Here is a 25,965-nt window from a genome sequence, read left to right on the forward strand (position 1 = left end):
TGTAACTGGTTACGGGAAATTCCTTGGATATGTTGCATCTTTAAATATAAACCTTTTCTGTTTTTCTTACAAGTTTTTTGGTATATTTGTTAAAGAGATTGTGGAGGTTTTTTCACAGTCTGACGTTGTGCGAGATTATGAAACCAAGCTACCAGCCAAAAAAACAAGCAAGAAAATTGTATCTTTGAAGTTTGAACATAAACATTGAAATAAAATGAATCTAAATAATATAAAAAGTTTTACCGTTCTAGGTCTTTTTGGGACTAATGATGTTACTATACCATTCAAAGATGGAATCAAAATTTTAATTGGCGAAAATGGTCTTGGCAAAACCCAAGTATTAAATCTTTTCTATTACACACTTGAAAGAAATTTCTTTAGACTTGGTGAGTTTCATTTCAATAAAATAATACTTGAATTTGAAACAGAAGAAATTGAAATCTCTAAAATTCAAATTGATGAATTGGTAAAAGAAGCATTTAGCGACCCAGCAATTCAAGATTTCATTGAAGAATTTGGATATTCACACTTTGAATTTTTACGAAATAAATTTATCAATTATAAAGGAAATAAATTTCAATTTGAAAGAGAGCTAGACTCTAACTATAATTATAACAAGTATCGGAAATTCCCACTGCATCGAATTCTAAGAATATTTGACAAAATTGATTCAAATAGTTCTACTATTTTTAATTCACAAATTAAAAATAGTGAAAACATAATTAATGATGCTATAAAAGGCTATGATATTATGTATTTCCCTACCTATAGAAGAGTTGAGGAAGATTTACACAGCTTAGGATATGACGAGGAAAATATAAACTTCGATGAAGAAAAAACTCTGATTCAGTTTGGAATGGATGATGTTCAACGAAGATTTAATTTCATACAAAATACAATTGATAAACAATTAAAAGAAGGCTTAGCTCAATTTACAAAAGACATACTGAATGTAGTAATTGATGACGTTCAGCCAAGAAATAATCTTTTTGAAAACATTAATGAAGAAGACATAGATATAATTTTATCTAGAGTAGGCAATTTACTACCTCAACATCAAAAAGATTCTGTGAAAAATATAATTATTAAAAAAGAATATAAAAATCAGTTACACGGATATTTACTTCAAAAATTAATTGATATTTATGAAAAACAAAAAGAGTTAGACAACTCTGTGAAGTTATTTAGAGACGTTTGTAACAAATATCTAATAAATAAAGAGGTTTTTTATGATGAGAGTGCAATTAAGATTTTTATAAAATCGCATTTCACTAGAGACGAGATCAAACTAAGCAAACTTTCTTCTGGCGAAAAACAAATTGTTTCAATTTTTTCTAAAGTATACCTTTCAGAAAAGAACAAAAGATTTATCGTTTTATTTGATGAACCCGAATTGTCATTGAGTATGATTTGGCAAAAACAATTATTACCTGACATTTTAGATTCTAAAAAATGTGATTTTTTACTAGCAGTTACACATTCCCCTTTCATTTTTGACAATGAATTAGACCGATATGCAGTTGGTTTAAGTGAATATGTTACTGGATCGACTGAAACTTTTAAACACGGAGATTTAAACTAAGGTATGACTTCATATATCCAACAACTAAGACAAAGTAAGGAAAAAGCTACGGTTGCATACCAGGAATTTGCTCTTTCAACAAAAACTTATACTAATAATTTATTTTGCTTCTTTGAAGGGAATGATAATCCTTATTATGTTCCTCGCATAAAGAACTTTACAGATGAGATATACCCCATTAATTGTGGAGGTAGAGACAAAGTTTTAAAAGTGTATGAACTCATATCAAATCAAGAGGTTTACAATGAGTATTCCAAGGCTTTTTTTATTGATAGAGACTTTAACAGTCCACGTCAAAGTAATAAGGATATTATATTTGAAACACCTTGTTACTCTATTGAAAATATGTTCGTAAATCAAAATGTATTTGAACAGATACTAATTCACGACTTGCAATTTTCAAAAAACGATGCAAATTTTGAGGTATGTATTTCATTATTTAACGATAGATTTAAAGAGTTTAATTCTTCTGTAACTCTTTTTAATTCTTGGTATGCTTGTTTAATAGAAATCAGAAATAAAACAGGGAAACAAACTGGAGTTCAATTAGATGATAAATTACCAAAAGGATTAGTTAACATTTCACTACAGTCTGTAAATGGTGACTATGATTTAGAAAAAATTAGACAAATTTTCCCAGAATCTACAGAAATTGATGATGAAACATTAAACAATAAATTCAGTGAATTTCAAAATTGTGATTCGAAATTAATTTTTAGAGGTAAATATCAATTAGAATTTTTAATAACAATATTGCAACTAATAATAAATGACTCAAAGAATGAGCAACAGTATGTGAAAAATAAAATTAACTATTCATTTGATGGTGCACTTAATCATAAACGAGCACTAAGCATATTTACGAATTACGCTTCAACCCCTGAAATTTTAAACGACTTTCTACAAAACGTAACAACGAAAAACTGAAAATAACCTCGCACAATCGAGTAGACTGCCCTGCCAGAAACTGACAGGGAGAGCCTCTCACACCACCGAGCGTACGGGTCACGTACTCGGCGGTTCGCAAAGAGATGGGTTAAGTTGAATGTAGATTTCCGTTAAGGATTCGTATCCCTACTGTTTTATTTGGCTTTTTTATTGTTTTTTGGTGTTCGTGAATGCAAAGCATTTGAGCAATCGCCCAGCCGCCTTTTCTTTTCCCTCCCGCCTCTTGGCTAGTTCGCTAAAAATGTCTACCGGACATTTTCTTATCGCTCTGCCCTTCAATCCTTCCAAATACAGTAACGAATTCGATTCCGTAGCCAACCGTCCATGTCTCGTAATTTTCCCATGATGTTGGTTCCTCGAAAATAGTTTAACCATCCTCCTTGGATTTCCTTTATCTTGGTTATCGATGAGTTGGTATTGATTTTTGCTTCCTATAATTTAACGTAGATTATTAATTTAATGAATCAAAATACGCTCAAACAGTACTAAAAGCACTGACCTTACTTTTTTGTCCTTTAAAAGACGTTTTTAAGCCCTTTTACACCCTTTTTATTTTTGAATCGATTACTTCTCCTTTTTTTAAAAAAGGTTTTTATTTGACGTTGGCAGAAAGGCTCGAAAAAATCGTAAAAAATAAAAACCTTCTTTCAATTGAAACATTTTTTGTAAATTAGCATAATGAAAGAGAATAAAGTGATAGGGTTAGATTTTATCATCGATAAATTAACCAATTCAGTTGAAAATGTGGTGACTGGTGATAGTTTTGCAACGGAAATTTCTTTATTAAAAAGTTCAGATTTAAAAAATGTATCGAAGAAAAAAAATTGGTTATTCGATTGGAATTATGAATTCAAACAACCTGAAAGAGATGTTTACAAACTAACAATTGTAAATAATTCTGCTATAATTCAAGGATTGGTTTGTTTAGAAGTTAAAGAAGATCACGTTTATATGCACTTAGTTGAAAGTTCTCCTTTTAATAAAGGAAAAGACAAAGTTTATACAGGAGTTTCAGGAAATTTAGTTGCTTTTGCTTGTAAACTTTCTTTTCAACGTGGACATTTTGGAAATGTATCTTTTGTTTCTAAAACTCAACTAATTGAACATTATGAAAAATCACTAGGAGCAATTCATTTCGGTGGAAGATTAATGATAATAGAAACTAAATCAGCATTAAAATTAATCAATAAATATTTTAAAGACTAATATTATGAAAACTAGAAAAGATGAATTTAACATAGATTTTATAGGAGAACAAACTTCTCTAACACAAGAAGAAGAAAAAGCTTTAAGCGAATATTTTAAACAAAAAAAAGAAAGTTTGAAACTAACAGAAAGAAAAAAAACTGTTAGAAAATCGAAAACGGTTACTAAATAAAAGCACTATCTGCCAATCGAGTAGACTGCCCTGCAAAAAACTGACAGGGAGAGCCTCTCACACCACCGTATCCCGAAAGCTTTCGGGAGATCTCGTATACGGCGGTTCACAAAGAGATGGGTTGAGTTGAATGTAGATTTCCGTTAAGGATTCGTATCCTTTTTGTTTTATTTGGCTTTTTTATTGTTTTTTGGTGTTCGTGAATGCAAAGCATTTGAGCAATCGCCCAGCCGCCTTTTCTCTTCCCTACCGCCTCTTGGCTAGTTCGCTAAAAATGTCTACCGGACATTTTCTTAACGCTCCGCCCTTCAATCCTTCCAAATACAGTAACGAATTCGATTCCGTAGCCAACCGTCAATGTCTCGTAATTTTCCCATGATGTTGGTTCCTCGAAAATAGTTTAACCATCCTCGTTGGGTTTCCTTTATCTAGGTTATCGATGAGTTGGTATTGATTTTTGCTTCCTATAATTTAATTTGGATTTTTAATTTAATTGACCAAAATACGCTCAAACAGTACTTAAAAGCACTGACCTTACTTTTTTTGGCTATAAAAGACGTTTTTAAGCCCTTTTACACCCTTTTTATTTTTGAATCGATTACTTCTCCTTTTTTTAAAAAAGGTTTTTATTGTAAGTTAAAACCAATATATTTACGTAAATATTAAATTCAAATCAGTTCGGAGGAGGGTTTTTAGACGAACTGACGTTACTGGCAATTTTAACAGACCATACGACTAATGAAATATGAAGAAATAAAAGCAGACGGTTATCTATCAAATTTTGTTAAATGTTTTTGGACTTCAGAAACATTTACAAAGAGTTCTGATTACACAATTCTACCAGACGGTTATTTTGATCTAATTGTTGAAATTAAAAACAAGAAAATAGCAAGTATTAAACTTACAGGTATTTGGACAATTCCAATTGACATAAAAACAGAAATTGATACAGAAATTTTTGCTGTAAGATTTAAACCACTTGCAGTTGAACTAATGGAGAATGTAAATCTTAAAACATTATTAAACTCTTCAATAAATTTAGGGACTGACTTTATAGGAATTGACAAGTTAGCTTTTGACAACTTTAAAGATTTTTGCAGTCATATCGAACACTATTTTAAAACTCGAATTGAAAAAACCAAGACTGTTAGTGAATTGAAAATTCGTTTATTTAATGAAATCTTTAAAAAAGAAGTTTTTAAAGTTCAAGATTTATCAGAGAAAATATTTTGGACAAGCCGACAAATAAACAGATACTTCAATTTAACTTTTGGGTTATCATTGAAAGAATACTTAAATATTATTAGGTGCAACCAAACCTTCAAAGACATTTCAAAAAATAGACTTTCACTACAAAGTAATTTTTTTGACCAATCGCATTTTATCAAAGAAATAAAAAAGTTTACGGGAGTAACACCAACAGAATTGAAAAAAAATAAAAATGACCGATTTTTACAATTATCAACCATCAAAGAAATTTAACTTTGCAAGCTCATATATAAACAATTTAAGCAAGATAAAATGGTAAAGTTAGGATACACAATTTTATACGTTGCAGACGTAACAAAGTCAATCGAGTTTTATGAAAAAGCATTTGGCTTTGAGAGAAAATTTATTACACCCGAAAATGACTATGGCGAACTTCTTTCAGGAGAAACAACAATTTCATTCGTTTCGAAAGACTTAGCAAATTCAAATTTAAAAAACGGTTTTATTGAAAGTTCACAATTGGAGAAACCTTTTGGAATAGAATTAGCTTTAGTTACAGACAATGTTCAAACAATCATTGAGAAAGCATTAGAGCTTGGAGCAATTGTAACTGAACAGCCAATCCAAAAACCTTGGGGACAAACGGTTGGTTACATTCGAGACATAGACGGATTTTTACTTGAAATTTGTACACCAATCAAATAACAAAACGAAAAACACCAGCCACTAATCAAGTAGACTGCCCTGCAAAAAACTGACAGGGAGAGCCTCTCACACCACCGAATATTCAAATCCTCCTTATAAAATGGATGTTGAAATATATGAATACAATTTACCTCAAGAGGCTTTTTCATATCAAACATCAGTTGAATCGTGTAGCTTATAAATTTCAACTTCTCTTGGATTTAAACATTTGAGTTATTACCCAAACGTGAGGAAAAGTGATTGCAGCCAAAAATGCGAAAAACAGTGCATCAAAATAATGTTGTTCATTTAAAAGAAAATATAAAAGTGCTATTCCCAACAAAGATACCAACCAATATAGAGCAGCAGATCTAAAATATAGTTTGAAATTATGCCACGTAAATGAACCATATAAAAAATTAATTTGATCTTTAATAGAGGGAATGCTATGCCAAATAATAAAATAGAGTGCAAATCCCCAAATTAAAGTTGATGTTTGAAAAAGAATTGCTAAAATAACTACCAATAAAAATTCAACCCCAAGTGGTCTTTTAAACTCTTTATTTTTACTAAAAATGATAAAACCAATTACTAATGTTAAAAAAAGAGTTAAGTAAAAAAACACGTGTAAGCAACTACTTGAAATAACAAAACCGGTAATATCATTTATAATCCGCTGTACGTCATCTTCGTGAAAAATAAATAAAAGAGCTAAAATTAGCAGACCATAATTCAATTGAAATAAAAATTCAATCCAACCCTTTCCTCTTTTAATGTTCAGTTGCCAATGCTGCTGCCCAAAATGATAACCACTTACCAAAATAAATAATGAAAGTGCAATTAAAGGAATAAAGTAAAATAAAATTGCTCCTAAAACCACGACAACACAATAATATAGTAATATTTTTGTAGTATAAATCACCTTTTCAATCGTTTGCGTTCTAACAATTAGTAGCAAGTCATTAGCTCCATGTAAGATTCCAAATGAAAAAATCAAAATAAATCCTACATAAGTTTGCATGGCCTCTGAAAAAAAAGATTTAAGCCATAATCCCAAAAAGCTCGCTATGATTAAGAAACTAACAAATTTTGTCATCTAATATTATATTTTGTTTAAATATACATAAAAAATATTAAACAAAATAATTTTTTATTTGTTTAATCTTTTATAATTTTGATTAAACAAAAACATTAAAAAATATTAATTATGAAAAATTTTATGTTAATTGCCGATTTGGTTCCAAAGCTAGATCCAACAGATTATGTGGGTTTTACTTTCTTTGTAGGATGTATGGCCATGATGGCTGCATCAGCTTTTTTCTTCCTTTCTTTAAGTCAGTTTGACAAGAAATGGCGTACTTCTGTATTAGTTTCAGGGTTAATTACCTTTATTGCTGCTGTGCATTACTTCTACATGCGTGATTATTGGGCAGCACACATGGAATCACCTACTTTCTTTCGTTATGTAGATTGGGTATTAACAGTGCCATTAATGTGCTTGGAATTTTACTTGATTTTAAAAGTAGCCGGTGCAAAACAATCTTTGTTGTGGAGAATGATTGGTTTCTCTATAATAATGTTGGTTACAGGATACTTTGGTGAAGCAGTAGATCGCGATAATGCCGCTTTATGGGGTTTTATTTCAGGAGTTGCGTATTTTGTAATTGTTTACGACATTTGGTTGGGAGCAGCATCCAAATTAGCTAAAGAAGCAGGTGGAGATGTTTTAGCAGCACACAAAATTTTATGTTGGTTTGTGTTAGTAGGTTGGTCAATCTATCCATTGGGTTACATGCTCGGAACTGATGGATGGTACAGTGGTCTTCACGCCCTAAACCTTAACATTGATGTGGTTTACAACATTGCCGATGCCATCAACAAAATAGGATTTGGTTTGGTAATTTATACTTTAGCTGTAAAATCAAGCAAATAATTTACGATTTTCAAAAACAAACCGGACTTCATCAGGTCCGGTTTTTTTATGAAAATAATTTACTCACCAGTAAGTTTTATATTAAAAGTTTCACAATCTTTCATGTTCTTTCTATAGAATTCAGAATTAAACCAACTTTCGGAAATATTCCTTCAACAACTTATCGTTTTCATACGTTGGTGTGAAGACTTCCAAAATCTGAGGCACTTCTTTCTCCTCAAAAAACGCATTTAACTCCTTTTTTAACGTTTCAATCGTACTCGCTTTACGATACCCAAAACGATACATGATAGCCAATTGTTCTGCTGTTAAACAATGAGCCGTTTCAAAATAGGTGTGAAACGTTTCATTTTCTTCATGACCGGGCAAAATACGGAAGATCCCTCCTCCTCCATTATTGATAACGATAATTTTAAAATTTTTCGGAATGTAATTGTTCCATAACGCATTACTATCATAAAAGAAACTCACATCGCCTGTAATTAATAAAGTATCTTTTTCTGAAGCCAATGCAGCTCCAATAGCAGTTGACGTGCTTCCATCAATCCCACTCGTACCTCGATTACAATAAACCTCAACCGATTTTGGTAAATCAAACAGTTGTAAGTAGCGAATGGAGGAGCTGTTTCCCACTTGTAAAAGCAGGTTTTCCGGCAAGTGATGCACGATTTGTTCAAACGCTTTGAAATCACAAAACGGTAAACCAGCCATGTAAGTTGCATGTCTCTCTTTTCGCAAGGCTTTGATACGCAACCCTAAATCATGGTAATTACTTTGGATATATTTTGTGTAGGGCAAAAACTGATTGAAAAAATCGTTTGGGTTGACTTCAAAATGATAGGTCAAACTACCAAAAGTGTTGTAAGCTCTTTGTCGATCCACATGCCAATGATGCGTTGGCGAATAACTTCTCAGGAACACTTTAATTCGTTTTGAAACAATCATTCCTCCAAAAGTCAGCACTATATCCGGTTGAAAATCATGAAAATTTTCTTTTGAAAAAGGTGTGATAATCGAATCTATATTGTTCAAAAACGATTCATGATGCAAATTAGAAGTCGTTTCAGTCATCACCAAAACCGAAGGATCATTAGCCAAATGATTGATGATAGAAACATCTAATTCATTCGGGGCAAATGTTCCAACAAGCACTAATTTTTTTCGGGCCGTATTCCAAATATTGGTGGAAGCAATAATATCTTCAAATGGAATGGTTTTATATACTTTCCCAAACGTGGAAATCATGGTATCTACTGATGGAACAGATATGGTTTCATACAAAGGCTCTTCAAACGGAGCGTTAATATGGGTTGGCCCCAATTTTGAAAAAGCTTTATTAAACGCTTCATTGATTAAAAAATCATTTTCTTCCGAAGCCACTTCGGTTAAATTGGCATTAAAATGAGTATGATTTGCCAGTACATTTTCCTGTCGAATGGTTTGTCCGTCGCCAATATCCACCATCGCTTTGGGTCGGTCGGCAGAAATAATTACCAACGGAATCATGCTGTAAAAAGCTTCGGCCACAGCCGGATAAAAGTTTAAAATCGCCGAACCGGAGGTGCAAACCACCACAACCGGTTTACCGATTTGCTGAGCAATTCCCATTGCAAAAAAAGCAGCACAACGCTCGTCGGCAATACTGTAACAAGTGAAATATGGATTGGCCGTAAACCCAATCGTTAACGGTGCATTTCGCGAACCCGGAGCAATGACAATGTGTTGAATACCTTTGGCATGACAAATTTCAATAATGCTTTGGGCTAACGCTATTTTGGGATAAATCATTTCTTTCTGATGAAATTTAATTGCAACAAAAAACGCTTGAAGCAACAAACAAAGTTATTATTTTAACATCGAAAAAAGCTTGTTACAACGATTAAAGTTTTGTTATATTTGAACATACTTTTCAACAAATGACAATTCAAATTCGACCTTATTCTGAAGCTGATGTACCGGCTATTTTGGACATCATTAACGACAATATTTTACACTCTACTTCACTGTATGATTATGAACCAAGAAGTTTAACCAAGCAAAGTGACTTATTAAAGGAAAAAGTAGCCAAAAATTTTCCGGTTATTGTGGCTGAAATCGATGGAAAAATTGCCGGATTTGGTATGTATGGCGAATTTCGCTTTCGCGATGCGTATCGGTTTACGGTTGAACATTCCGTTTATGTTTCCACCAATTTTAAAGGAAAAGGAATTGGTGGAAAGTTACTTCAATCGTTAATCGAATTAGCCAAAAAACAAGGTTTACACACGATGATTGGCGTTATTGATGCTGAAAATACAGAGAGTATTCTCTTTCACGAAAAGTATGGATTTAAAAAGGTGGGAATTATAAAGGAATCCGGATTTAAGTTTAATCGTTGGTTGGATTCCGTTTTCGTTCAACTGATATTAGAGGAAAATACATAAACGAAGAACACAGATTAAAGAAATCTATAAATTTTAAAAATTTATCTGATTTTTCTAATCTGTGTTCCTAATCAATTTGGTCTTCAAGTTTATTTAACTCGCTAACCATTCTAAAATTTCTTTATCTTTTGGACTAGTTCTTGGACTGATTACTTTTTCTAGTTCGCCCTTTTCATTTAGTAAGTATTTTTGAAAGTTCCATTCCACATCACTATCCTGCAAGCCGTTTTGTGCTTTTTGGGTTAAAAATTGATAAAGTGGGTGCATTTCTTTTCCTTTTACCGAGATTTTACTCATCATTGGGAAAGTTACCCCGTAATTCTTTTGACAAAAAGCTCCGATTTCTTCATTGGTTCCCGGCTCTTGCTTCATAAAATCATTGGCAGGAAAACCGATAATCACTAAACCTTTGTCTTTGTATTCTTCATACAATGCCTGAAGTTCTTTGTATTGTGGTGTCAATCCACATTTGGAAGCCGTGTTGACCACCATGATTTTTTTACCTTTCAAGGAAGCAAAATCAAATTCTTTTCCTTCTAAATTGGTTACTTTAAAACTGTGGATGGACTGTTTCATGGTACTTTGTTGAGTAGTTGACGATTGAGATTTTGTTTGTGCTTGGTTTTGACAACTCAGCATTAAAAATCCGGCCAATGCAAAAAAATATGTTTTCATGCTTTTTTTTCAAATTTAGTTTTTTTACTGTCACGTTTTAGTAAACAAATCATAAATAGTTGCTAAACTATCTATATTAATTTTTTTATTGATTGATTTTAAAATTTATATTCCTTCAAGTTTTGTAATCCATTCATTAAAATGATAACATTTATTTCTTAATTCAGTCATTCCAATATCTTCTGCGACTAAAGGTCCCACCTGAGCTTTTTGCCCCTCATAATTTGGTAAATATTTTATAATACGTTTTGAGGGAGAAGTTAGATAAGATTCATTTATTTCTTCTGGGTTCTTGTTAAAAATTTCAACTTTTAGTTTTGAGATTGCATTTTGACTTTCAGGATACATGATTAATAACTTATCAGGATCTACTAATAATAATGATTCAAATTCATGTAACTGAACATAGGGAATAAATTTTGGATGGTTAATATCTTCATAAATAGCTTTCTCTAAGTTTTTTACTTTCAAATAAGGATTGCTTATTTTCTGTATGCTTTCTTTGTAAGGACTTTCAGAATCTTTTGGAAAAGCATATAAATCAATAAAGCTTGTGTAATAAGTATCTGGTCTATCCCTATCAGATTCAATCCAACTTATTACATCATTCTTAAATTTACTATATTTTAACAAACCGCCTTTTGCTGGTTTACTTGCGGTTTTATCCCAACCTGTTTTAATTTTTCGTGCTGATATAAAAATGTTTAATGACGCAAAGTGCTTAATCATTATTTCATTAACAAAGTTTTCTTCAGAACTTCCCTCTACTATAATGTTTATATACTTCATGGTCTGCCTCCAATTATATTTTTTTCCCAAATCTGTCCAACTGAAAATTCATCTAAATAGACTTTTAAAGAAAGAGAATCAGGTCTATGATAAACTGAATTTCTTCCTTTGCGATCAATTACAACAAGATCTTCCAATTCAAAATTATTCACCAAGCTAATTGATTGAGTTGCTACAAAAACTTGACAATTGGAGGAGGCTGTTTTTATAAGACCAGCAATAGTATCTATTGCACTTGGATGCAAGCCCAATTCAGGTTCATCTAAAAACAAAACAGTTGGCAAATCTTTTGGATTTTGACCTAAAAGACTTATTAAAGCTATTGTTCTAAGCATCCCATCTGAAGCTTGACCTGCATTAAATTCTTTATTTGTTCCTTTTTCTTTCCATCGTAATAATATTTGACCAAATTCAGGATATAAAACAAAATCATCAAAAAAAGGTAGAACTAATCTAATATATCTAACAATCCTCAAATAGTATGGTTTCTCTTCCTCCTGTAAGCGGTAGAGAAAACTTGCTAAATTCTCACCATTTTGCTTTAACCAACGACCATCAAATTGTGACCATTTCAATCTCATCGGTGCAGTATCACTAGTATTATGAAACTGATATACTATCAATTTTCGTAATAAATTCAATATTACATTTGTAGTCTTGTTATTAACCTGCGGTAATTTAGCTTCATCGTGTCCAACACCACATGAACTCCATGATGCTTGACCATCTTTTTTAAAACTACTAAAACGATAAAATTCTTCTTTAAAAACTAATTTATCTGGTTTAGCAAACATTAAACTAAATTTATATTCATTAATTCCAAACTTATTATTAATTGAAATTTCTGCTTCTATAGTCTTTGTAGTATCAACCCCATCATGTAAAATATCATTAGCACCCCCTAAATATGCAACATGCTCTTGAAGTTTTCCATCTGAATTTAACATCCAACTTAAAAATTTAAAAAAAGAAATAAAATTACTTTTTCCAGCACCGTTTGGTCCTATTAAAATATTAATTGGTCTTGGTTCAAAGTTTTCAATTTGCTTAATCGTCTTATACCCTCTGATATTAAAAGATTTTAGTTCTATTTCTGACATATAATTTAAATTCTTAATGAGATTAAATACCTATAAAATTAGTCTAAATGCTGTAATAAAAAAAATTAATCTATTTCTTATAAAACTTTTTGTATTGAAAGAACGATAGAATACCCAATAGCGTAACCGCTGCAACAGAAATATATACAAAACTTGGCGTTACCACTTTATCACCACTTGCGTAAGAATGTAAACCTGTTAGATAGAAATTCACACCAAAATACGTCATCATGATGGAATAAAACGCAAAAACACTCATCAAATTAAACACCCAAGTTCCTCGTAACGAGGGCACAAATCGGGCATGAATCACAAACGCATACACCATAATACTAATCAAAGCCCATGTTTCCTTTGGGTCCCAACCCCAGTAGCGACCCCAACTTTCATTGGCCCATTGTCCTCCTAAAAAGTTACCGATGGTTAGCATCACCAAACCAATGGTTAACGCCATTTCGTTGATGTAGGTTATCTCCTGAATGTTCAACTTCATTTTTTCTTTGTTCTTATCATTGGTCAAAAGAATCAGCAACAACGCTACAATTCCCAAAATCATTCCCAACGTAAAGGGGCCGTAACTGGCCACAATTACCGCCACGTGAATCATCAACCAATATGAATTTAAAACCGGTTGCAAGTTCGCAATCGATGGATCCATCCAACTCCAATGAGCAATCATCAAAATCATCGATGCAACAAAAGCACCGGAAGCAATGGTTAATTTCGATTTTCTGTCAAATGCCAATCCGAAAAACATAGTTGCCCAAGCAACATAAATCATACTTTCATAAGCGTCACTCCACGGAGCATGACCGGAAATATACCATCTGGCAATCAATCCTAGCGTATGCAAGACAAAGAAAAATGCGATTAGAATATGAAAGGCATTGACGGTATAGTTTAAAAATTTAGACGATTTAAAAATCTGAATGATGCTAAAAATCAACATTAAGACCCCAGCTAGCATATACAAATAAAACAGACGTTTAAAAATATCGTACTTGTTGTACATAATTTCAGAATCAATTTTACTGTCAGAAGGTCGTACTTCACTTCCGTATTTCAATTGAAATTTTTCCATTCCGCCAATAATATCATCCGCCATTTTATAATCCTGTGTTCGGCTGGCTTCTGCTAAAATTTGCATATAGGCAGGAAGAATATTTTTTAAATTTTTAAGTTCAGTGTCTTCATATTCGTCCAATTCCAAATAGGAAATCCATTTATTATTCGGATTATTTGGAATAGGGAAAATACGGAGAATACTACCACTTAAAGCGGAATTCAACAAAACCACTTTTTTATCTACTTCAATGAAATCTTTTTGAAATTGATTTGGAATTGTAGCTTTGTATGCCTCATCTAAAAAGGGAGACAATTTATAATTTCCTTTTTCATCAAAAAAACGGATAAATGGAGCAAATTTGGCATCTTTTTCAACGCCTAAAATGTTTCTAATGCTGTCATTTCCACGTTTTAAATAAACCAATGGAATTTCAAACCAAGCATTGGGTGTTTGTGACATCGATAAAAAAACCTGATCAGAAGTGTAACCTTTGTAGTGGTCGCTTTTACTGACTTTACGAAGTAATTCTGATGAAAAAGTATTCACCGGTTTCATTCTTCCTCCCGCATCTTGAATAACTAAACGACCAAATTTAGCGGCATGTTCCGGTTTTGGTATAGTGGTTTCCAGAAACTTCTCCACTTCGGCTAATGTAGGTCTTTGGTGATTGTGGTTTTGATTTTTTGCTTCACCCGAGGTTTGAGAAAATCCTATCAAGGAAAAAAGTAAAAACGAAACAGAAAGTAAAGCCGCTTTCTTGCTCTTCACTTTTTCCAATTTCATTTTAATATCGTGAAAACGCGTATTCTTGTCAAACAGAATCGCCATCATGGCTAAATAAAGTAAAAAATAGCCGATGTAAGTAATCCAAGTTCCCCAGAAATCATGGTTAACGGAGAGAATCGTACCTTTTTCATCTTCATCAAACTGAGCTTGAAAAAATCGGTAACCTTTATAATCCAAAATATTATTCATAAAAATATGAGCATCTTGCTTCTTATCGCCATCCAATACCGTTACTTTACTTTCAAAAGCTGAATAGCTGTTGATGGTTCCGGGATAACGTTTGGCTATAAAATCATTTAATTTTACGCTGAAAGGTAATTCGTAAATTTTACTTCCGAACATCAATGTGATGTCTAAATCACCCATTTTAACGGTTTGTGGAATTCCCTGTTTTCCTTTGGAACCTACTAATGTCACTTCTTTTGTTTCTCCATTTGCTTCTACTTCTACGACCAATGCATCATCAGTCATAATGTCTTTCCAATCGTTGTTAGAAACATACTCTTTTTTACCTTTTACAGGTGCATCAGGTAAAACAAACTGTGCCCCGGCGATATTGTAAAGCGAACGAAACATTAACGGTTGAACAGAATCTTTTACCACTAAACCTTTCATTTGATCAGCCATTCGCATAAAATCACCACCAAAAGTAGATTTGATAAAAAAGGAATCACCCTTTTGAATGATATTGATAGCTCCCTCTGTTTCTTTGTTGTAGGCAAAAAGAATCCCGTGTAAACTTTGTACTTCCCCTTCTTTGAGGTGGTGCTCATGACGAGTTCCCCCACTCGATTCGACTAATTTTAAAAATGTTTCACCACTTTCATCCGGTTTGATGGTTTCGGTGGCATTCATGATAAAATTTTTATAGCGAATGGTATATGGTTTTGTGTCAAATTTATCATTAATGGAAAAACTATTGTTAGCTGCTTGGGACAAAATCAGTGGCTTTTCGATGGTTTTTCGCTTGGTTTCACCTTTGTAATTACCATCGGCAAAAATGGTCAGATACGTTTTGTCAGAATAAAATCGTTTTTCAGCTGCACCTTCGCGAATGGGCATCATTCCTTCATAACTGATATATCGTGTGATAAACGCTCCAACTAAAATGAAAATAAATGAAAAATGCAAAAGTAGCGTAGCCCATTTTTCCTTTTTCCAAAGTTGATACCGCTTAATGTTTCCAAAAAAATTAAGCATAAAAAATAACATAATCACTTCAAACCACCATGCATTATAAACCCAAATTCGGGCAGTATCCGTGTTATAATAACTCTCAATAAAAGTTCCTGCCGCCATTGCTGCTGCAAAAGCAATAAATAAAAAAGCCATTAAACGGGTGGAAAAAAGGAAGGAAAGTATTTTTTTGTCCATTTTTAAGAAGGGTAATTTTTGAAAGCACAAAAATACTTATAAAAGAAAGAATCTTATTGATTTTTATGGAATTTTTAAGGGAAGTTTAAGCAGGTTTTTATTCTCCATAATTTTAATCGGAAATCGCTTGTGTTTTTCTTATTTTTGACCCATGATTTCAATTGTCCTTATCGGTTCCGGAAATGTAGCTCAACATTTAATTACAGCTTTTTTGCAAAGTAATGAAATTGAGCTTGTTCAAGTTTTTTCGAGGCAAAAAGGGAGTGTTTCTCACTTACTTTCTTCGGATAAAATTGTTTCCGAGTATGATGAAATAAAAGTGGCAGATATTTATATTATCGCTGTTTCTGATAATGCAATTGCTGATGTTTCGGCAAAACTTGCATTTGAAAACAGATTGGTTGTTCACACATCTGGAAGCATGCCAATGGAAATATTAAATAATAAAAATCGTCGAGGAGTTTTTTATCCCTTGCAAACTTTTACAAAAAATAAAGCGGTTAATTTTAAAGAAATTCCGATTTGTTTAGAAGCAGAAAAAGAAAATGATTTTAAAATAATCAAAATTGTGGCTGAAACCATTTCAACTGTTGTGCAATCTATTTCTTCAGAGCAACGAAAAGCACTCCACGTGGCGGCTGTTTTTGTTTGTAATTTTGTGAATCATTTATACAAAATCGGCAATGCTATTTGTGAAGAAAATCAACTTTCATTTGATTTATTGAAGCCTTTAATTCAGGAAACCGCTCAAAAAATCATTCAATTAACGCCTGAAAATGCTCAAACCGGTCCGGCAAAACGGAATGATACAGCAACCATAAATTCGCATTTAAATTTTTTAACCTATGAAAATCAGAAGGCTATTTATAAACTAATCACTAAATCAATTATTGACGATGGCAAAAAGCTATAAAGAATTAATGCATGACATTACCACTTTTATTTTTGATGTGGATGGCGTTCTAACCGACAGTTCTGTTCACATTACACCTACCGGAGAAATGCTTCGCATTATGAATATTAGGGATGGTTTTGCCATGAAAGCTGCTGTTGAGAGTGGCTATCATGTTTGCATCATTTCCGGCGGGAGCAATGAAGGTGTTCGGATTCGTCTCAAAAATCTAGGCATTAAAGACATCTATTTAGGCTCTACGGATAAAGTGAAAACTTTTCAAGAATACTGTGGCATTTACAACATAAATCCCAATCAAGTTTTGTACATGGGTGATGATATACCTGATTATCACGTTATGAAACTGGTCGGATTACCCACTTGTCCGCAAGATGCAAGTCCGGAAATCAAATCCATTTCAAACTATATTTCACACAAAAACGGTGGAAAAGGTGCTGTTCGTGAAGTCATAGAACAAGTGATGAAAGTACAAGATAAATGGCATTTGTATTATGATGGGAAGCATGATTAGAAGTTGCGGGTTGAAAAGTTGCGGGTTTCGGGCTGCGAGCTACACACCGCTTTTTGTCATTCCGAAAGATGACGAAGTCGAAAGAGAAATCTCCTGATAATCAGGGAAAAAGCATTACTTTTTGTCATTCCGAAAGAGGACGAAGTCGAAAGAGGAATCTCCTACAAAGTAGGACAAAAAGCATTATTATTAAAAAAAATAACTGAATCAAAAAGATGATTTATCTACAATTAATACGATACAAAAATCTATTACTACTTGCTTTAATGCAAATCATTTTCCGTTACGGATTTTTAAAACAACAAGACGGTTATTTGTCATTAGCCGATTGGCAATATTTTTTATTGGTTTTATCAACTGTATTATTAGCCGCAGCCGGATATGTAATTAATGATATTTTTGATCAAGAAACCGATACAATCAATCGACCGGAGAAAGTCATTGTTGGAAAAGCCATTTCAGAATCAAGAGCATATAATATTTATGTTGGTTTAAATATTATTGGGGTGGCGATTGGATTTTATCTCTCCAATGTAATACAAAAACCAAGCTTTGCGACAATTTTTATATTCATAGCTGCTTCACTATATTTTTATGCTACCACTTTGAAAAAGATGTTGTTATTAGGTAACATTTTGGTTGCTTTTATTCTTGGTTTAAGTGTTTTAATAATTGGTGTTTTTGATTTATATCCGGCCACTTTTGATGGCAATCGGGACAAAATGGGTTTGTTATTTAAAATTCTGACCGATTATGCTGTTTTTGCATTTGTATTAAATTTAATTCGTGAAATCATTAAAGATGCAGAGGATATTAAAGGAGATTACAACCAAGGTATGCAAACACTTCCTATTGTTTTAGGAGTGAACAGAACAGCAAAAATTGTATTCAGTTTAGTAGCAATTGCCGTTGTGATTGTTCTTTGGTATACCAATAAACATTTAATGGGCTTTGATTTGTATTATGCTGTTTTATATGTACTTTTCCTGGTACTTGGTCCACTTTTGTATGTATTAATTAAAAGTTGGAATACAAAATCCGTTTCCGATTTTCATCATTTAAGTACTATTTTAAAATGGGTTATTTTCTTTGGGATTTTGTCAATTGCTGTAATTACTTATAACATCAAAATCAACACCAATGCTTAGAGAGAAACTTAAATCGTATAAAATAATTTTAGCTTCGGGTTCACCCAGGAGGCAACAGTTCTTTAAGGATTTAGACATTGATTTTGAAATTCGTTTAAAGGAAGTAGAAGAAATTTATCCGCTTCACCTTCAAGCCGAAGAAATTACCAATTATCTGGCTGAATTAAAAGCCAGTGCTTTTGAAGGAGAACTGAAGTCTGACGAAATAGTAGTGACGAGCGACACCATCGTTTGGCACAATAACCAATGTTTAGGTAAACCAAAAGATGAAGAAGATGCTTTTAATATGTTGAAATCATTATCGAACTCTACACATGAAGTAATTACCTCTGTTTGTTTTAAAACCTATACAAAGACCGAAACATTTCATGAAGTCACCAAAGTAACATTTCGTGAGCTTACTGATGAAGCCATTCACTATTATTTAACCAATTACAAACCCTTTGACAAAGCAGGAAGTTATGCTATTCAAGAGTGGATTGGCTACGTAGGGATCCGTAAAATTGAAGGTTCTTATACTAACGTGGTGGGAATGCCCATGCATTTGGTCTATGAAAAACTAATGGATTTTATAAAAAAATAAGAAATGGAATTCTTGAAACTATATATTAAAGAAGAAATTGCCACAGGAATTGTTTTGTTGCTCTTTTTTATCGCTCGAATCATTACAGCAAAGATTGTACGTCGGTTTGCAAAAGTTAGTCAAACACTAGAACACCGCTCTAATTTAGTGATTAAATATTTCAATATCCTTTTAGGTTCTATTGCTGTTATTGCTATCTTCATCATTTGGGGAGTCAAACCTCAAAATGTAATTCTTGTCTTTTCATCCGTTTTTGCAGTAATAGGCGTGGCAATGTTTGCCCAATGGTCTATTTTGAGCAATGTGACATCGGGTATCATTTTATTCTTTTCAGCACCTTTTAAAATTGGCGATACCATTCGAATTCACGATAAAGATTTTCCAATTGAGGCAGAAATTGAAGACATCAGAGGATTTCATACTTATTTGAAAACCAAGGAAGGAGAGCTCATTACCTATCCAAACAGTTTATTGTTGCAAAAAGGTATTTCAGTACTAAAATATACTTCAGAAGAAAAAGAGTTTACGGATTAACTTTCCCTTTATAACACAAGTATGCTTTTTTGCGTTATCTTCGAATCAGTAAGCTATGACTCAGAAGTACTTTTTTTTAGTTCTTTTCCTTTGGATGTGTTTTATTTCCTTTGCTCAGGATAATAAAACCAAAACGGATTCTACGGCTTTAGGTTACAAAAAAATTGAAACCTATTCTAAAAAAAATAAGTTTACAAAATTTGTGCACAAGCTTGTTTTTAAATCAACGAATGTAAAGCCAACACATCCTAATAAAGTTCAATCGATAGCGAAAAAACACGCTGTATATGAGAACAAAATCATTCGTAAAATCACCATTAAAACGCTGGACCCATTTGGTTACTCAGAAATTGATACAACAAAAAAGCCAAAGCGATTTACCGAAAAGGCAGGAAATGCTGTCCACATGAAAAGTAGAAACTTTGCGATTCGCAATGTGCTTTTACTTAAAAAAAATCAACCTTATGACAGTTTACTCATCAAAGAAACTGCTCGTTTAGTAAGAAGCCAACGTTTTGTTCGGCGGGTAGACATCACATCAGAATTGGTTGGTCTCCAAGCAGATAGTGTTGATATTACTGTTGTTGTCTTAGATTCTTGGAGTTTGATTCCGAATGCAAACATCACCCCAAACAAAGCTACTTATGAACTTACGGAACGAAATTTTTTAGGTTCGGGTCATCTTTGGGACAATCGGTACCAACACGATTTGAATGACAAAAGAAGAGCTTTCTCTACTCGTTATGTAGTTCCGAATATAAAAAACACCTATATTCAAACCGATTTAAACTATCAAATTGATTTAGAAAACAATTATTCTAAAAGCGTTCGTGTGGAACGAAGATTTTTCTCTCCATTTACCCGATGGGCCGGTGGGGTTTTTATGGAAAACCGTTTACAAAGGGACAGTTTGCCAACTATTTCCTCAGAATATTCGCTTCAAACCTTTAAATACAATACCATTGATTTATGGGCAGGACATTCATTTCGAATAAAAAGTGATGAATTCAACGACATAAAAAACACAAATTTAGTCACTACTTTACGTTATTATAAAGTAAATTATTTGGAAGATATCTCCTCAGAATTTGATGCTATAGATTTCTTTTCCAATGAATCTTTTTGGTTAACCGGAATTGGACTTTCTTCCCGAAAATTCGTTCAAGATGAATATGTTTTCAACTTTGCGATTGCGGAGGATATTCCAATCGGAAAATATTATGGCATTACGGGTGGAGTACAACATAAAAATTTTGAGAACAGACTCTATTTTGGTGCAAAAGCAACTTTTGGAAACTACTTTAAATGGGGCTATTTTAGCACGAATTACGAGTACGGTAGTTTTTTTAAAGATAATAAAAGTCAACAGAGTGCCTTTGCCTTGCAAATCAATTATTTTACGCCACTAATTGAACTAGGGAAATGGAAAGTACGGCAATTTTTTAAAAGTGATGTCATCATCGGAAGTCATCGATTGGAGTCAGTTGGCGATAGAATTTCCATCAACGAATCAAATGGAATCAATGGTTTCAACGACCCAAAATTCCTTGGAACCCGAAAAATGCTCTTTTCATTTCAAAGTCAAAGCTACTCACCTTGGCAGTGGGCAGGCTTTCGTTTTAGTCCTTTTTTAAACTATTCCTTAGCATTTTTAGCCGATTCCGAAAGAGATTTCAGCATCAGCTCAGGCTATTCAAAACTAGGTTTTGGTCTTATTATTACAAACGATTATTTAGTATTTAATTCCTTTCAAATTTCATTTGCTTATTACCCTAGAATTCCCAATCAAGGTGAAAATATTTTTAAATCAAATACTTTCAAAAGCAGTGATTTTGGTTATTTGGATTTTGAAATCAATAAACCCAAAACTGTTTTGTATGAATAAAATACCACTCAATATTTTAACAAATTAAATGGAATAACTGTTAAAGAAATTCTAATTAAAACATCAACTTATTTAATTCACTATATTTGACTTTTACTGAAAATTGTGCATTCAATGGGTTTAAAAAAATATTGTTTATTTCTATACTTATTACTTTTATCATCTACTTTACTGGCTCAACAGCCGCAAAAACCTTCATCGGTTGAAATTTACCATCAAATTCAAAAACTTAATTTCTTAGGTTCTGTATTGTATGTCGCCGCCCATCCTGACGATGAAAACACACGCTTAATTTCTTACATGGCGAATCATGTCAAAGCAAGAACCGGCTATTTGTCGATTACGCGAGGTGATGGTGGTCAAAATCTTATCGGAACAGAATTACGTGAATTGTTGGGAGTCATTCGAACCCAAGAATTAATAGAAGCCAGAAAAATTGACGGTGGAGAACAATTTTTTACTCGTGCAAATGATTTTGGTTTTTCCAAAGTTCCTGATGAAACACTCAAAATTTGGAATAAAAACCAAGTGTTAGAGGATATGGTATACATCATTCGTAAGTTTAAACCGGATGTCATTATCAACCGATTTGATCATCGATCACCAGGTACTACACATGGTCATCATACCTCTTCTGCCATGCTTTCTATTGAATTGTATGATGTAGTAAATGATTCTTCCATTTATCCTGAACAATTAAAATATACATCCATTTGGCAACCCAAGCGATTGTTTTTCAATACTTCTTGGTGGTTTTACGGCGGAAAAGATAAATTTGACAAAGCTGATAAAAGTAAGTTGAATAATTTTGACATGGGTGTTTATTATCCAACTTTTGGAAAGTCGAACCAGGAAATTGCGGCGTTGAGCAGAAGTCGTCATCAATCGCAAGGATTTGGAAGCACCGGTTCAAGAGGTGATGAAATTGAGTATTTAGAACTAATTAAAGGTGAAGCAGCCAAAGACAATAAAAACATTTTTGAAGGAATTGATACCTCATGGAATCGTGTAAAAGGCGGTGCTTCAATTGGAAGTTTGATTACTCAAATTGAAAAGGATTTTGATTTTAAAAACCCCTCTGCAAGTATTCCAAAATTAATAGAAGCTTACTCCTTAATTCAAAAATTGGATGATGAACATTGGAAAAAAATCAAAACGGAGGAAATAAAAAAAATCATTGCTGGTTGTGCCGGATTATTTTTAGAGGCGGTAGCTGACTCACAAAGTTCAACTCCGGGAAGCACACTAAAAGTAAAATTGGAGGCCATCAACCGCAGTTCTCAAAAAATGGTTTTGAATGGAATTAATTCCAAACCTGCTTCCATGACAACCTTTAGTATCACACCTTTAGAAAATAACCGCCCTTATTTTGTTGAGATGGAACTAATTCTTGATAAAAACCAAGCATATACCGCTCCCTATTGGTTAAAAGAGCAAGGAACTGTTGGAATGTATGCTGTTTCTAATCAGGAAAACATAGGAATTCCTGACATAATCCGAACCATTTCGGTTACTTTTATGGTGGAAATTAATGGTGTTGTCATTCCTTTCGAACGAGAAGTAATTTACAAATTCAATGATGAAGTGAAAGGTGAAGTTTACAAACCGTTTGATGTTGTCCCCGTAGCCACTTCATCGATTTTAGACAAAGTAAAAATTTTTAATTCGGATAAAAGTAAAACGGTTGGTGTAAAAATCAAAGCCGGAAAAGACAATGTTATCGGAAATGCATTCCTTACAACTGCTCAAGGTTGGAAAGTATCACCGGAATCTATTCCTTTTCAAATCAACAAAAAAGGTGGTGAAACAACGGTCTATTTTGAAGTGACACCACCAAAAAACTCAAGCGAAATTACTGCTTCAAGTTATATGGTAGTTGATGACGAAAAATTAGACAAAGAACAGATTAACATTCAATACGAACACATTGCCCAACAACAAGTTTTGGTGAATTCTGAAGCTAAATTCAATAAGTTGGATATCGTTACTACGAATGAAAAAATAGCCTACATCATGGGTGCCGGAGATGAAATTCCGCTTTATTTGACACAAATGGGTTATGAAGTGAGTGTCATTAAACCGGAAGAAATTACTACAGAAAATCTTACTAACTTTCAAGTAGTGATTTTGGGTATTAGAGCATACAATACAGTGGAAGAATTAGCTTTTAAACAACAAATTTTATTTGATTTTGTCAAAAACGGCAATACCATGATTGTGCAATACAACACCACCGGAAAATTTACGGTGAAAGAATTAGCTCCTTTCCCTTTAAAAATTTCCAGAGATAGGGTTACAGAAGAAGATGCTGAAGTGCGATTCTTAGCCCCAAATCATAAAATACTAAATTTTCCAAACAAGATAACTTCCGATGATTTTAAAGGGTGGGTACAAGAACAAGGCTTGTATTATCCAAATGAGTGGGACGCAACCTTTACGGCTATTCTGTCATCCAACGACAAAGACGAAAAACCTAAAAATGGTGGTTTATTGGTAGCTCAATATGGAAAAGGATATTACATCTACACGGGATTGAGCTTCTTTAGGGAACTTCCGGCAGGAGTTGCGGGAGCGTATCGGTTATTTGCAAACATGATTTCTATCGGAACAAAAACAAATTAGAACATGAAAGAAGATAAAAAAATAGCCATAAAAAGCATTTACATTTGGGTGTTGCTCGCCAATGCTTTCTATATCCTTTTGTTTTATTTTATTAAAACCTATTTTTCTTAATCCATGCAAACACTTGATTGGTTTATACTCATTTTTACGCTACTTTTTATAGTAGTATATGGTGCATGGAAAACAAAGGGTAGCGAAAATGTAAAAGATTATATTTTAGGCAATAATGAAGCCAAATGGTGGACAATTGGTATATCTGTTATGGCCACGCAAGCCAGTGCAATTACCTTTCTTTCCACTCCCGGCCAAGCTTTTCATGACGGAATGGGTTTTGTGCAATTCTATTTCGGGTTGCCCATTGCGATGGTCATTATTTGTATCTTTTTTATTCCAATTTATCATAAACTCAATGTTTATACTGCTTATGAGTTTTTGGAAAAAAGATTTGACCTAAAAACGCGAAGTTTAGCAGCAATTCTTTTTCTTATTCAAAGAGGTTTGGCGGCAGGAATTACGATTTACGCTCCGGCTATTATTTTATCTTCCATTTTGGGATGGAACCTTAATTGGCTGAACTTTATAATTGGAGTTTTAGTTATCATTTATACCGTTTCCGGTGGAACAAAAGCAGTAAACGTTACGCAAAAGCAACAAATGTTTATTATCATGTTGGGTATGTTTATTGCCTTTTACTTGATTTTGAGTTACCTTCCAGAAGAAGTTTCATTTAGCAATGCACTACAAATTGCCGGTGTGAATGAAAAAATGAATATTTTAGATTTTTCAGTTAATCCAAATAGTCGTTATACATTTTGGAGCGGAATTACCGGCGGATTATTCTTGGCTCTCTCCTATTTTGGAACCGATCAATCCCAAGTGCAACGATATCTTTCAGGAAAATCAGTACGTGAGAGTCAGCTGGGACTTATTTTCAATGGATTTTTGAAAGTACCAATGCAGTTTTTTATTTTACTAACCGGTGTCATGGTATTTGTGTTCTTTCAATTTAACAAAGTTCCGTTAAATTTTAATCCAACCAGTCAAATTGCCGTTGAAAAATCAATTCATGCCGAAGAATATAAGGCATTACAGAATGAATTGGAAGAAATTCACGAAGAAAAGAAAATCATTACACTTACCTATGCAAAGCAATTAAACATCGATGTGGACAATGCTGCTTTGCGAAAAAGAATGATTGGTTTATATGAAAAAGAAAAACTTTTAAAAGAAGAAGCAAAGGTTATCATTAAAAATCTCAATCAGGAGTCTAATGACAAAGATTATGTTTTTATTCATTTTATTCTCAATTACTTACCTACTGGATTAGTGGGTTTGTTATTGGCCGTTATTCTTTCAGCTGCTATGTCTTCCACCGCTTCAGAATTAAATGCGTTATCCTCCACAACAGTAATTGACATCTATAAACGAAATATCAAAAGTGAAAAATCAGATAAGCATTTTGTGATAGCTTCAAAGTTTTTTACTCTACTCTGGGGAGCAATTGCCATTCTTTTTGCTTGTTTTGGAACATTAGTAGAAAACTTAATTCAATTAGTAAATATTATCGGTTCTGTATTTTACGGAACTATTCTTGGCATATTTCTTGTTGCTTTCTTTCTTAAATTTATCAGAGGAAATGCTATTTTCTACGGTGGTGTCATTAGTCAGTTAATTATTTTTGTAATTTATTACCAATGCATTCATATTTATCCTTCCGGTAAAGAAATACTGGGCTATTTATGGCTAAATGCGATTGGTGCGGCACTTACTATTGGTTTGTCATTTTTGATTCAGGTTTTTACAAAACCAAAACTTAACTAAT

The 25,965-nt window shown here is 33.0% G+C and carries 25 protein-coding genes; 17 read left to right on the top strand and 8 right to left on the bottom strand.

The window, feature by feature from the left end:
* The 3 genes from ACIQ0M_RS04445 to ACIQ0M_RS04455 all read left to right on the top strand — a co-directional run.
* A partial coding sequence (locus ACIQ0M_RS04445) for a hypothetical protein (protein WP_396150135.1) occupies window positions 1-208 on the top strand: 208 nt, incomplete at its 5' end.
* A 6-nt stretch (window positions 209-214) separates the two neighbouring features.
* Complete coding sequence (locus ACIQ0M_RS04450; protein WP_396150137.1) at window positions 215-1,582, top strand: hypothetical protein; 1,368 nt, start codon at window positions 215-217, stop codon at window positions 1,580-1,582.
* A 3-nt stretch (window positions 1,583-1,585) separates the two neighbouring features.
* A complete protein-coding gene (locus ACIQ0M_RS04455; RefSeq protein ID WP_396150139.1) occupies window positions 1,586-2,509 on the top strand; it encodes a DUF4435 domain-containing protein in 924 nt (307 codons plus the stop codon).
* A 296-nt stretch (window positions 2,510-2,805) separates the two neighbouring features.
* On the opposite strand, the gene ACIQ0M_RS04460 is transcribed toward ACIQ0M_RS04455, so the two are convergent.
* A complete protein-coding gene (locus ACIQ0M_RS04460) occupies window positions 2,806-2,952 on the bottom strand; it encodes a group II intron maturase-specific domain-containing protein (RefSeq protein ID WP_396150288.1) in 147 nt (48 codons plus the stop codon).
* Window positions 2,953-3,208: 256 nt separating this feature from the next.
* Here ACIQ0M_RS04460 and ACIQ0M_RS04465 point away from each other — a divergent pair, with 256 nt between their 5' ends.
* Together ACIQ0M_RS04465 and ACIQ0M_RS04470 are read left to right on the top strand one after the other, a co-directional pair.
* Window positions 3,209-3,736, top strand: a complete 528-nt coding sequence (locus tag ACIQ0M_RS04465) for a hypothetical protein (RefSeq protein ID WP_396150141.1) — start codon at window positions 3,209-3,211, stop codon at window positions 3,734-3,736.
* A gap of 4 nt (window positions 3,737-3,740) precedes the next feature.
* Window positions 3,741-3,908 (top strand): hypothetical protein, encoded by a 168-nt coding sequence (locus tag ACIQ0M_RS04470; protein WP_396150144.1) that lies wholly within the window; start codon window positions 3,741-3,743, stop codon window positions 3,906-3,908.
* 308 nt (window positions 3,909-4,216) lie between these two features.
* On the opposite strand, the gene ACIQ0M_RS04475 is transcribed toward ACIQ0M_RS04470, so the two are convergent.
* Complete coding sequence (locus ACIQ0M_RS04475) at window positions 4,217-4,285, bottom strand: hypothetical protein (protein WP_396150290.1); 69 nt, start codon at window positions 4,283-4,285, stop codon at window positions 4,217-4,219.
* Window positions 4,286-4,646: 361 nt separating this feature from the next.
* Here ACIQ0M_RS04475 and ACIQ0M_RS04480 point away from each other — a divergent pair, with 361 nt between their 5' ends.
* Both ACIQ0M_RS04480 and ACIQ0M_RS04485 read left to right on the top strand, forming a co-directional pair.
* Window positions 4,647-5,390, top strand: a complete 744-nt coding sequence (locus ACIQ0M_RS04480) for a DUF6597 domain-containing transcriptional factor (protein ID WP_396150146.1) — start codon at window positions 4,647-4,649, stop codon at window positions 5,388-5,390.
* Window positions 5,391-5,429: 39 nt separating this feature from the next.
* On the top strand, window positions 5,430-5,822 hold the full coding sequence (locus ACIQ0M_RS04485) for a VOC family protein (RefSeq protein ID WP_396150148.1): 393 nt from the start codon (window positions 5,430-5,432) through the stop codon (window positions 5,820-5,822).
* 184 nt (window positions 5,823-6,006) lie between these two features.
* Here ACIQ0M_RS04485 and ACIQ0M_RS04490 read toward each other — a convergent pair whose 3' ends face one another.
* Window positions 6,007-6,897: a Brp/Blh family beta-carotene 15,15'-dioxygenase gene (locus ACIQ0M_RS04490; RefSeq protein WP_396150150.1), complete on the bottom strand. Its 891-nt coding sequence runs from the start codon at window positions 6,895-6,897 to the stop codon at window positions 6,007-6,009.
* Between the two features lie 111 nt (window positions 6,898-7,008).
* Between ACIQ0M_RS04490 and ACIQ0M_RS04495 the strand changes: the two genes are divergently transcribed.
* On the top strand, window positions 7,009-7,734 hold the full coding sequence (locus tag ACIQ0M_RS04495) for a bacteriorhodopsin-like (protein WP_396150152.1): 726 nt from the start codon (window positions 7,009-7,011) through the stop codon (window positions 7,732-7,734).
* Window positions 7,735-7,860: 126 nt separating this feature from the next.
* Here the strand turns inward: ACIQ0M_RS04495 and menD are convergent, their stop codons facing one another.
* Entirely contained in the window at window positions 7,861-9,522 is a 1,662-nt protein-coding gene (gene menD, locus ACIQ0M_RS04500) for a 2-succinyl-5-enolpyruvyl-6-hydroxy-3-cyclohexene-1-carboxylic-acid synthase (RefSeq protein WP_396150154.1), read from the bottom strand.
* Window positions 9,523-9,650: 128 nt separating this feature from the next.
* Between menD and ACIQ0M_RS04505 the strand changes: the two genes are divergently transcribed.
* Window positions 9,651-10,157, top strand: coding sequence for a GNAT family N-acetyltransferase (locus ACIQ0M_RS04505; protein WP_396150156.1), 507 nt, complete (start codon window positions 9,651-9,653; stop codon window positions 10,155-10,157).
* 93 nt (window positions 10,158-10,250) lie between these two features.
* On the opposite strand, the gene ACIQ0M_RS04510 is transcribed toward ACIQ0M_RS04505, so the two are convergent.
* From ACIQ0M_RS04510 to ccsA, 4 genes are all read right to left on the bottom strand, one after another.
* The gene (locus ACIQ0M_RS04510; protein WP_396150158.1) at window positions 10,251-10,832 is read right to left on the bottom strand and encodes a glutathione peroxidase; all 582 of its coding nucleotides are present in this window, start codon (window positions 10,830-10,832) and stop codon (window positions 10,251-10,253) included.
* Between the two features lie 105 nt (window positions 10,833-10,937).
* Window positions 10,938-11,621, bottom strand: coding sequence for a DUF4276 family protein (locus tag ACIQ0M_RS04515; protein ID WP_396150160.1), 684 nt, complete (start codon window positions 11,619-11,621; stop codon window positions 10,938-10,940).
* Window positions 11,618-12,721: an AAA family ATPase gene (locus tag ACIQ0M_RS04520; protein WP_396150162.1), complete on the bottom strand. Its 1,104-nt coding sequence runs from the start codon at window positions 12,719-12,721 to the stop codon at window positions 11,618-11,620. Before ACIQ0M_RS04520 ends, ACIQ0M_RS04515 begins: the two co-directional genes overlap by 4 nt.
* Window positions 12,722-12,791: 70 nt before the next feature.
* Complete coding sequence (ccsA, locus tag ACIQ0M_RS04525) at window positions 12,792-15,947, bottom strand: cytochrome c biogenesis protein CcsA (RefSeq protein WP_396150164.1); 3,156 nt, start codon at window positions 15,945-15,947, stop codon at window positions 12,792-12,794.
* 151 nt (window positions 15,948-16,098) lie between these two features.
* Between ccsA and ACIQ0M_RS04530 the strand changes: the two genes are divergently transcribed.
* The 8 genes from ACIQ0M_RS04530 (at window position 16,099) to ACIQ0M_RS04565 (ending at window position 25,964) form a co-directional block, all read left to right on the top strand.
* Window positions 16,099-16,860 (top strand): Rossmann-like and DUF2520 domain-containing protein, encoded by a 762-nt coding sequence (locus ACIQ0M_RS04530; RefSeq protein WP_396150166.1) that lies wholly within the window; start codon window positions 16,099-16,101, stop codon window positions 16,858-16,860.
* Window positions 16,844-17,371: a KdsC family phosphatase gene (locus ACIQ0M_RS04535; protein ID WP_396150168.1), complete on the top strand. Its 528-nt coding sequence runs from the start codon at window positions 16,844-16,846 to the stop codon at window positions 17,369-17,371. Before ACIQ0M_RS04530 ends, ACIQ0M_RS04535 begins: the two co-directional genes overlap by 17 nt.
* A gap of 215 nt (window positions 17,372-17,586) precedes the next feature.
* Window positions 17,587-18,519, top strand: a complete 933-nt coding sequence (locus ACIQ0M_RS04540; protein WP_396150170.1) for a geranylgeranylglycerol-phosphate geranylgeranyltransferase — start codon at window positions 17,587-17,589, stop codon at window positions 18,517-18,519.
* Complete coding sequence (locus ACIQ0M_RS04545; protein WP_396150172.1) at window positions 18,512-19,102, top strand: Maf-like protein; 591 nt, start codon at window positions 18,512-18,514, stop codon at window positions 19,100-19,102. Before ACIQ0M_RS04540 ends, ACIQ0M_RS04545 begins: the two co-directional genes overlap by 8 nt.
* Window positions 19,103-19,105: 3 nt before the next feature.
* Window positions 19,106-19,636, top strand: a complete 531-nt coding sequence (locus ACIQ0M_RS04550; protein WP_396150174.1) for a mechanosensitive ion channel domain-containing protein — start codon at window positions 19,106-19,108, stop codon at window positions 19,634-19,636.
* Window positions 19,637-19,691: 55 nt separating this feature from the next.
* Window positions 19,692-21,521 (top strand): hypothetical protein, encoded by a 1,830-nt coding sequence (locus ACIQ0M_RS04555; protein WP_396150176.1) that lies wholly within the window; start codon window positions 19,692-19,694, stop codon window positions 21,519-21,521.
* Between the two features lie 114 nt (window positions 21,522-21,635).
* Complete coding sequence (locus ACIQ0M_RS04560) at window positions 21,636-24,143, top strand: PIG-L family deacetylase (RefSeq protein ID WP_396150178.1); 2,508 nt, start codon at window positions 21,636-21,638, stop codon at window positions 24,141-24,143.
* 114 nt (window positions 24,144-24,257) lie between these two features.
* Complete coding sequence (locus ACIQ0M_RS04565) at window positions 24,258-25,964, top strand: sodium:solute symporter (protein WP_396150180.1); 1,707 nt, start codon at window positions 24,258-24,260, stop codon at window positions 25,962-25,964.
* Window position 25,965 lies beyond the last annotated feature (1 nt).

It is taken from the genome of Flavobacterium sp. (assembly GCF_044339515.1).
GTDB lineage: Bacteria > Bacteroidota > Bacteroidia > Flavobacteriales > Flavobacteriaceae > Flavobacterium.

What these genes read in the sequence shown, in the direction of transcription:
- ACIQ0M_RS04545 (WP_396150172.1), top strand. Translation starts at nt 18,512, where the DNA reads ATGCTTAGAGAGAAACTTAAATCGTATAAAATAATTTTAGCTTCGGGT.
- ACIQ0M_RS04565 (WP_396150180.1), top strand. Translation starts at nt 24,258, where the DNA reads ATGCAAACACTTGATTGGTTTATACTCATTTTTACGCTACTTTTTATA.
- ACIQ0M_RS04515 (WP_396150160.1), bottom strand. Translation starts at nt 11,621, where the DNA reads ATGAAGTATATAAACATTATAGTAGAGGGAAGTTCTGAAGAAAACTTT.
- ACIQ0M_RS04535 (WP_396150168.1), top strand. Translation starts at nt 16,844, where the DNA reads ATGGCAAAAAGCTATAAAGAATTAATGCATGACATTACCACTTTTATT.
- ACIQ0M_RS04465 (WP_396150141.1), top strand. Translation starts at nt 3,209, where the DNA reads ATGAAAGAGAATAAAGTGATAGGGTTAGATTTTATCATCGATAAATTA.
- ACIQ0M_RS04520 (WP_396150162.1), bottom strand. Translation starts at nt 12,721, where the DNA reads ATGTCAGAAATAGAACTAAAATCTTTTAATATCAGAGGGTATAAGACG.
- ACIQ0M_RS04495 (WP_396150152.1), top strand. Translation starts at nt 7,009, where the DNA reads ATGAAAAATTTTATGTTAATTGCCGATTTGGTTCCAAAGCTAGATCCA.
- ACIQ0M_RS04555 (WP_396150176.1), top strand. Translation starts at nt 19,692, where the DNA reads ATGACTCAGAAGTACTTTTTTTTAGTTCTTTTCCTTTGGATGTGTTTT.
- ACIQ0M_RS04530 (WP_396150166.1), top strand. Translation starts at nt 16,099, where the DNA reads ATGATTTCAATTGTCCTTATCGGTTCCGGAAATGTAGCTCAACATTTA.
- ACIQ0M_RS04450 (WP_396150137.1), top strand. Translation starts at nt 215, where the DNA reads ATGAATCTAAATAATATAAAAAGTTTTACCGTTCTAGGTCTTTTTGGG.
- ACIQ0M_RS04480 (WP_396150146.1), top strand. Translation starts at nt 4,647, where the DNA reads ATGAAATATGAAGAAATAAAAGCAGACGGTTATCTATCAAATTTTGTT.
- menD (WP_396150154.1), bottom strand. Translation starts at nt 9,522, where the DNA reads ATGATTTATCCCAAAATAGCGTTAGCCCAAAGCATTATTGAAATTTGT.
- ACIQ0M_RS04470 (WP_396150144.1), top strand. Translation starts at nt 3,741, where the DNA reads ATGAAAACTAGAAAAGATGAATTTAACATAGATTTTATAGGAGAACAA.
- ACIQ0M_RS04490 (WP_396150150.1), bottom strand. Translation starts at nt 6,897, where the DNA reads ATGACAAAATTTGTTAGTTTCTTAATCATAGCGAGCTTTTTGGGATTA.
- ccsA (WP_396150164.1), bottom strand. Translation starts at nt 15,947, where the DNA reads ATGGACAAAAAAATACTTTCCTTCCTTTTTTCCACCCGTTTAATGGCT.
- ACIQ0M_RS04550 (WP_396150174.1), top strand. Translation starts at nt 19,106, where the DNA reads ATGGAATTCTTGAAACTATATATTAAAGAAGAAATTGCCACAGGAATT.
- ACIQ0M_RS04510 (WP_396150158.1), bottom strand. Translation starts at nt 10,832, where the DNA reads ATGAAAACATATTTTTTTGCATTGGCCGGATTTTTAATGCTGAGTTGT.
- ACIQ0M_RS04485 (WP_396150148.1), top strand. Translation starts at nt 5,430, where the DNA reads ATGGTAAAGTTAGGATACACAATTTTATACGTTGCAGACGTAACAAAG.
- ACIQ0M_RS04560 (WP_396150178.1), top strand. Translation starts at nt 21,636, where the DNA reads ATGGGTTTAAAAAAATATTGTTTATTTCTATACTTATTACTTTTATCA.
- ACIQ0M_RS04505 (WP_396150156.1), top strand. Translation starts at nt 9,651, where the DNA reads ATGACAATTCAAATTCGACCTTATTCTGAAGCTGATGTACCGGCTATT.
- ACIQ0M_RS04540 (WP_396150170.1), top strand. Translation starts at nt 17,587, where the DNA reads ATGATTTATCTACAATTAATACGATACAAAAATCTATTACTACTTGCT.
- ACIQ0M_RS04455 (WP_396150139.1), top strand. Translation starts at nt 1,586, where the DNA reads ATGACTTCATATATCCAACAACTAAGACAAAGTAAGGAAAAAGCTACG.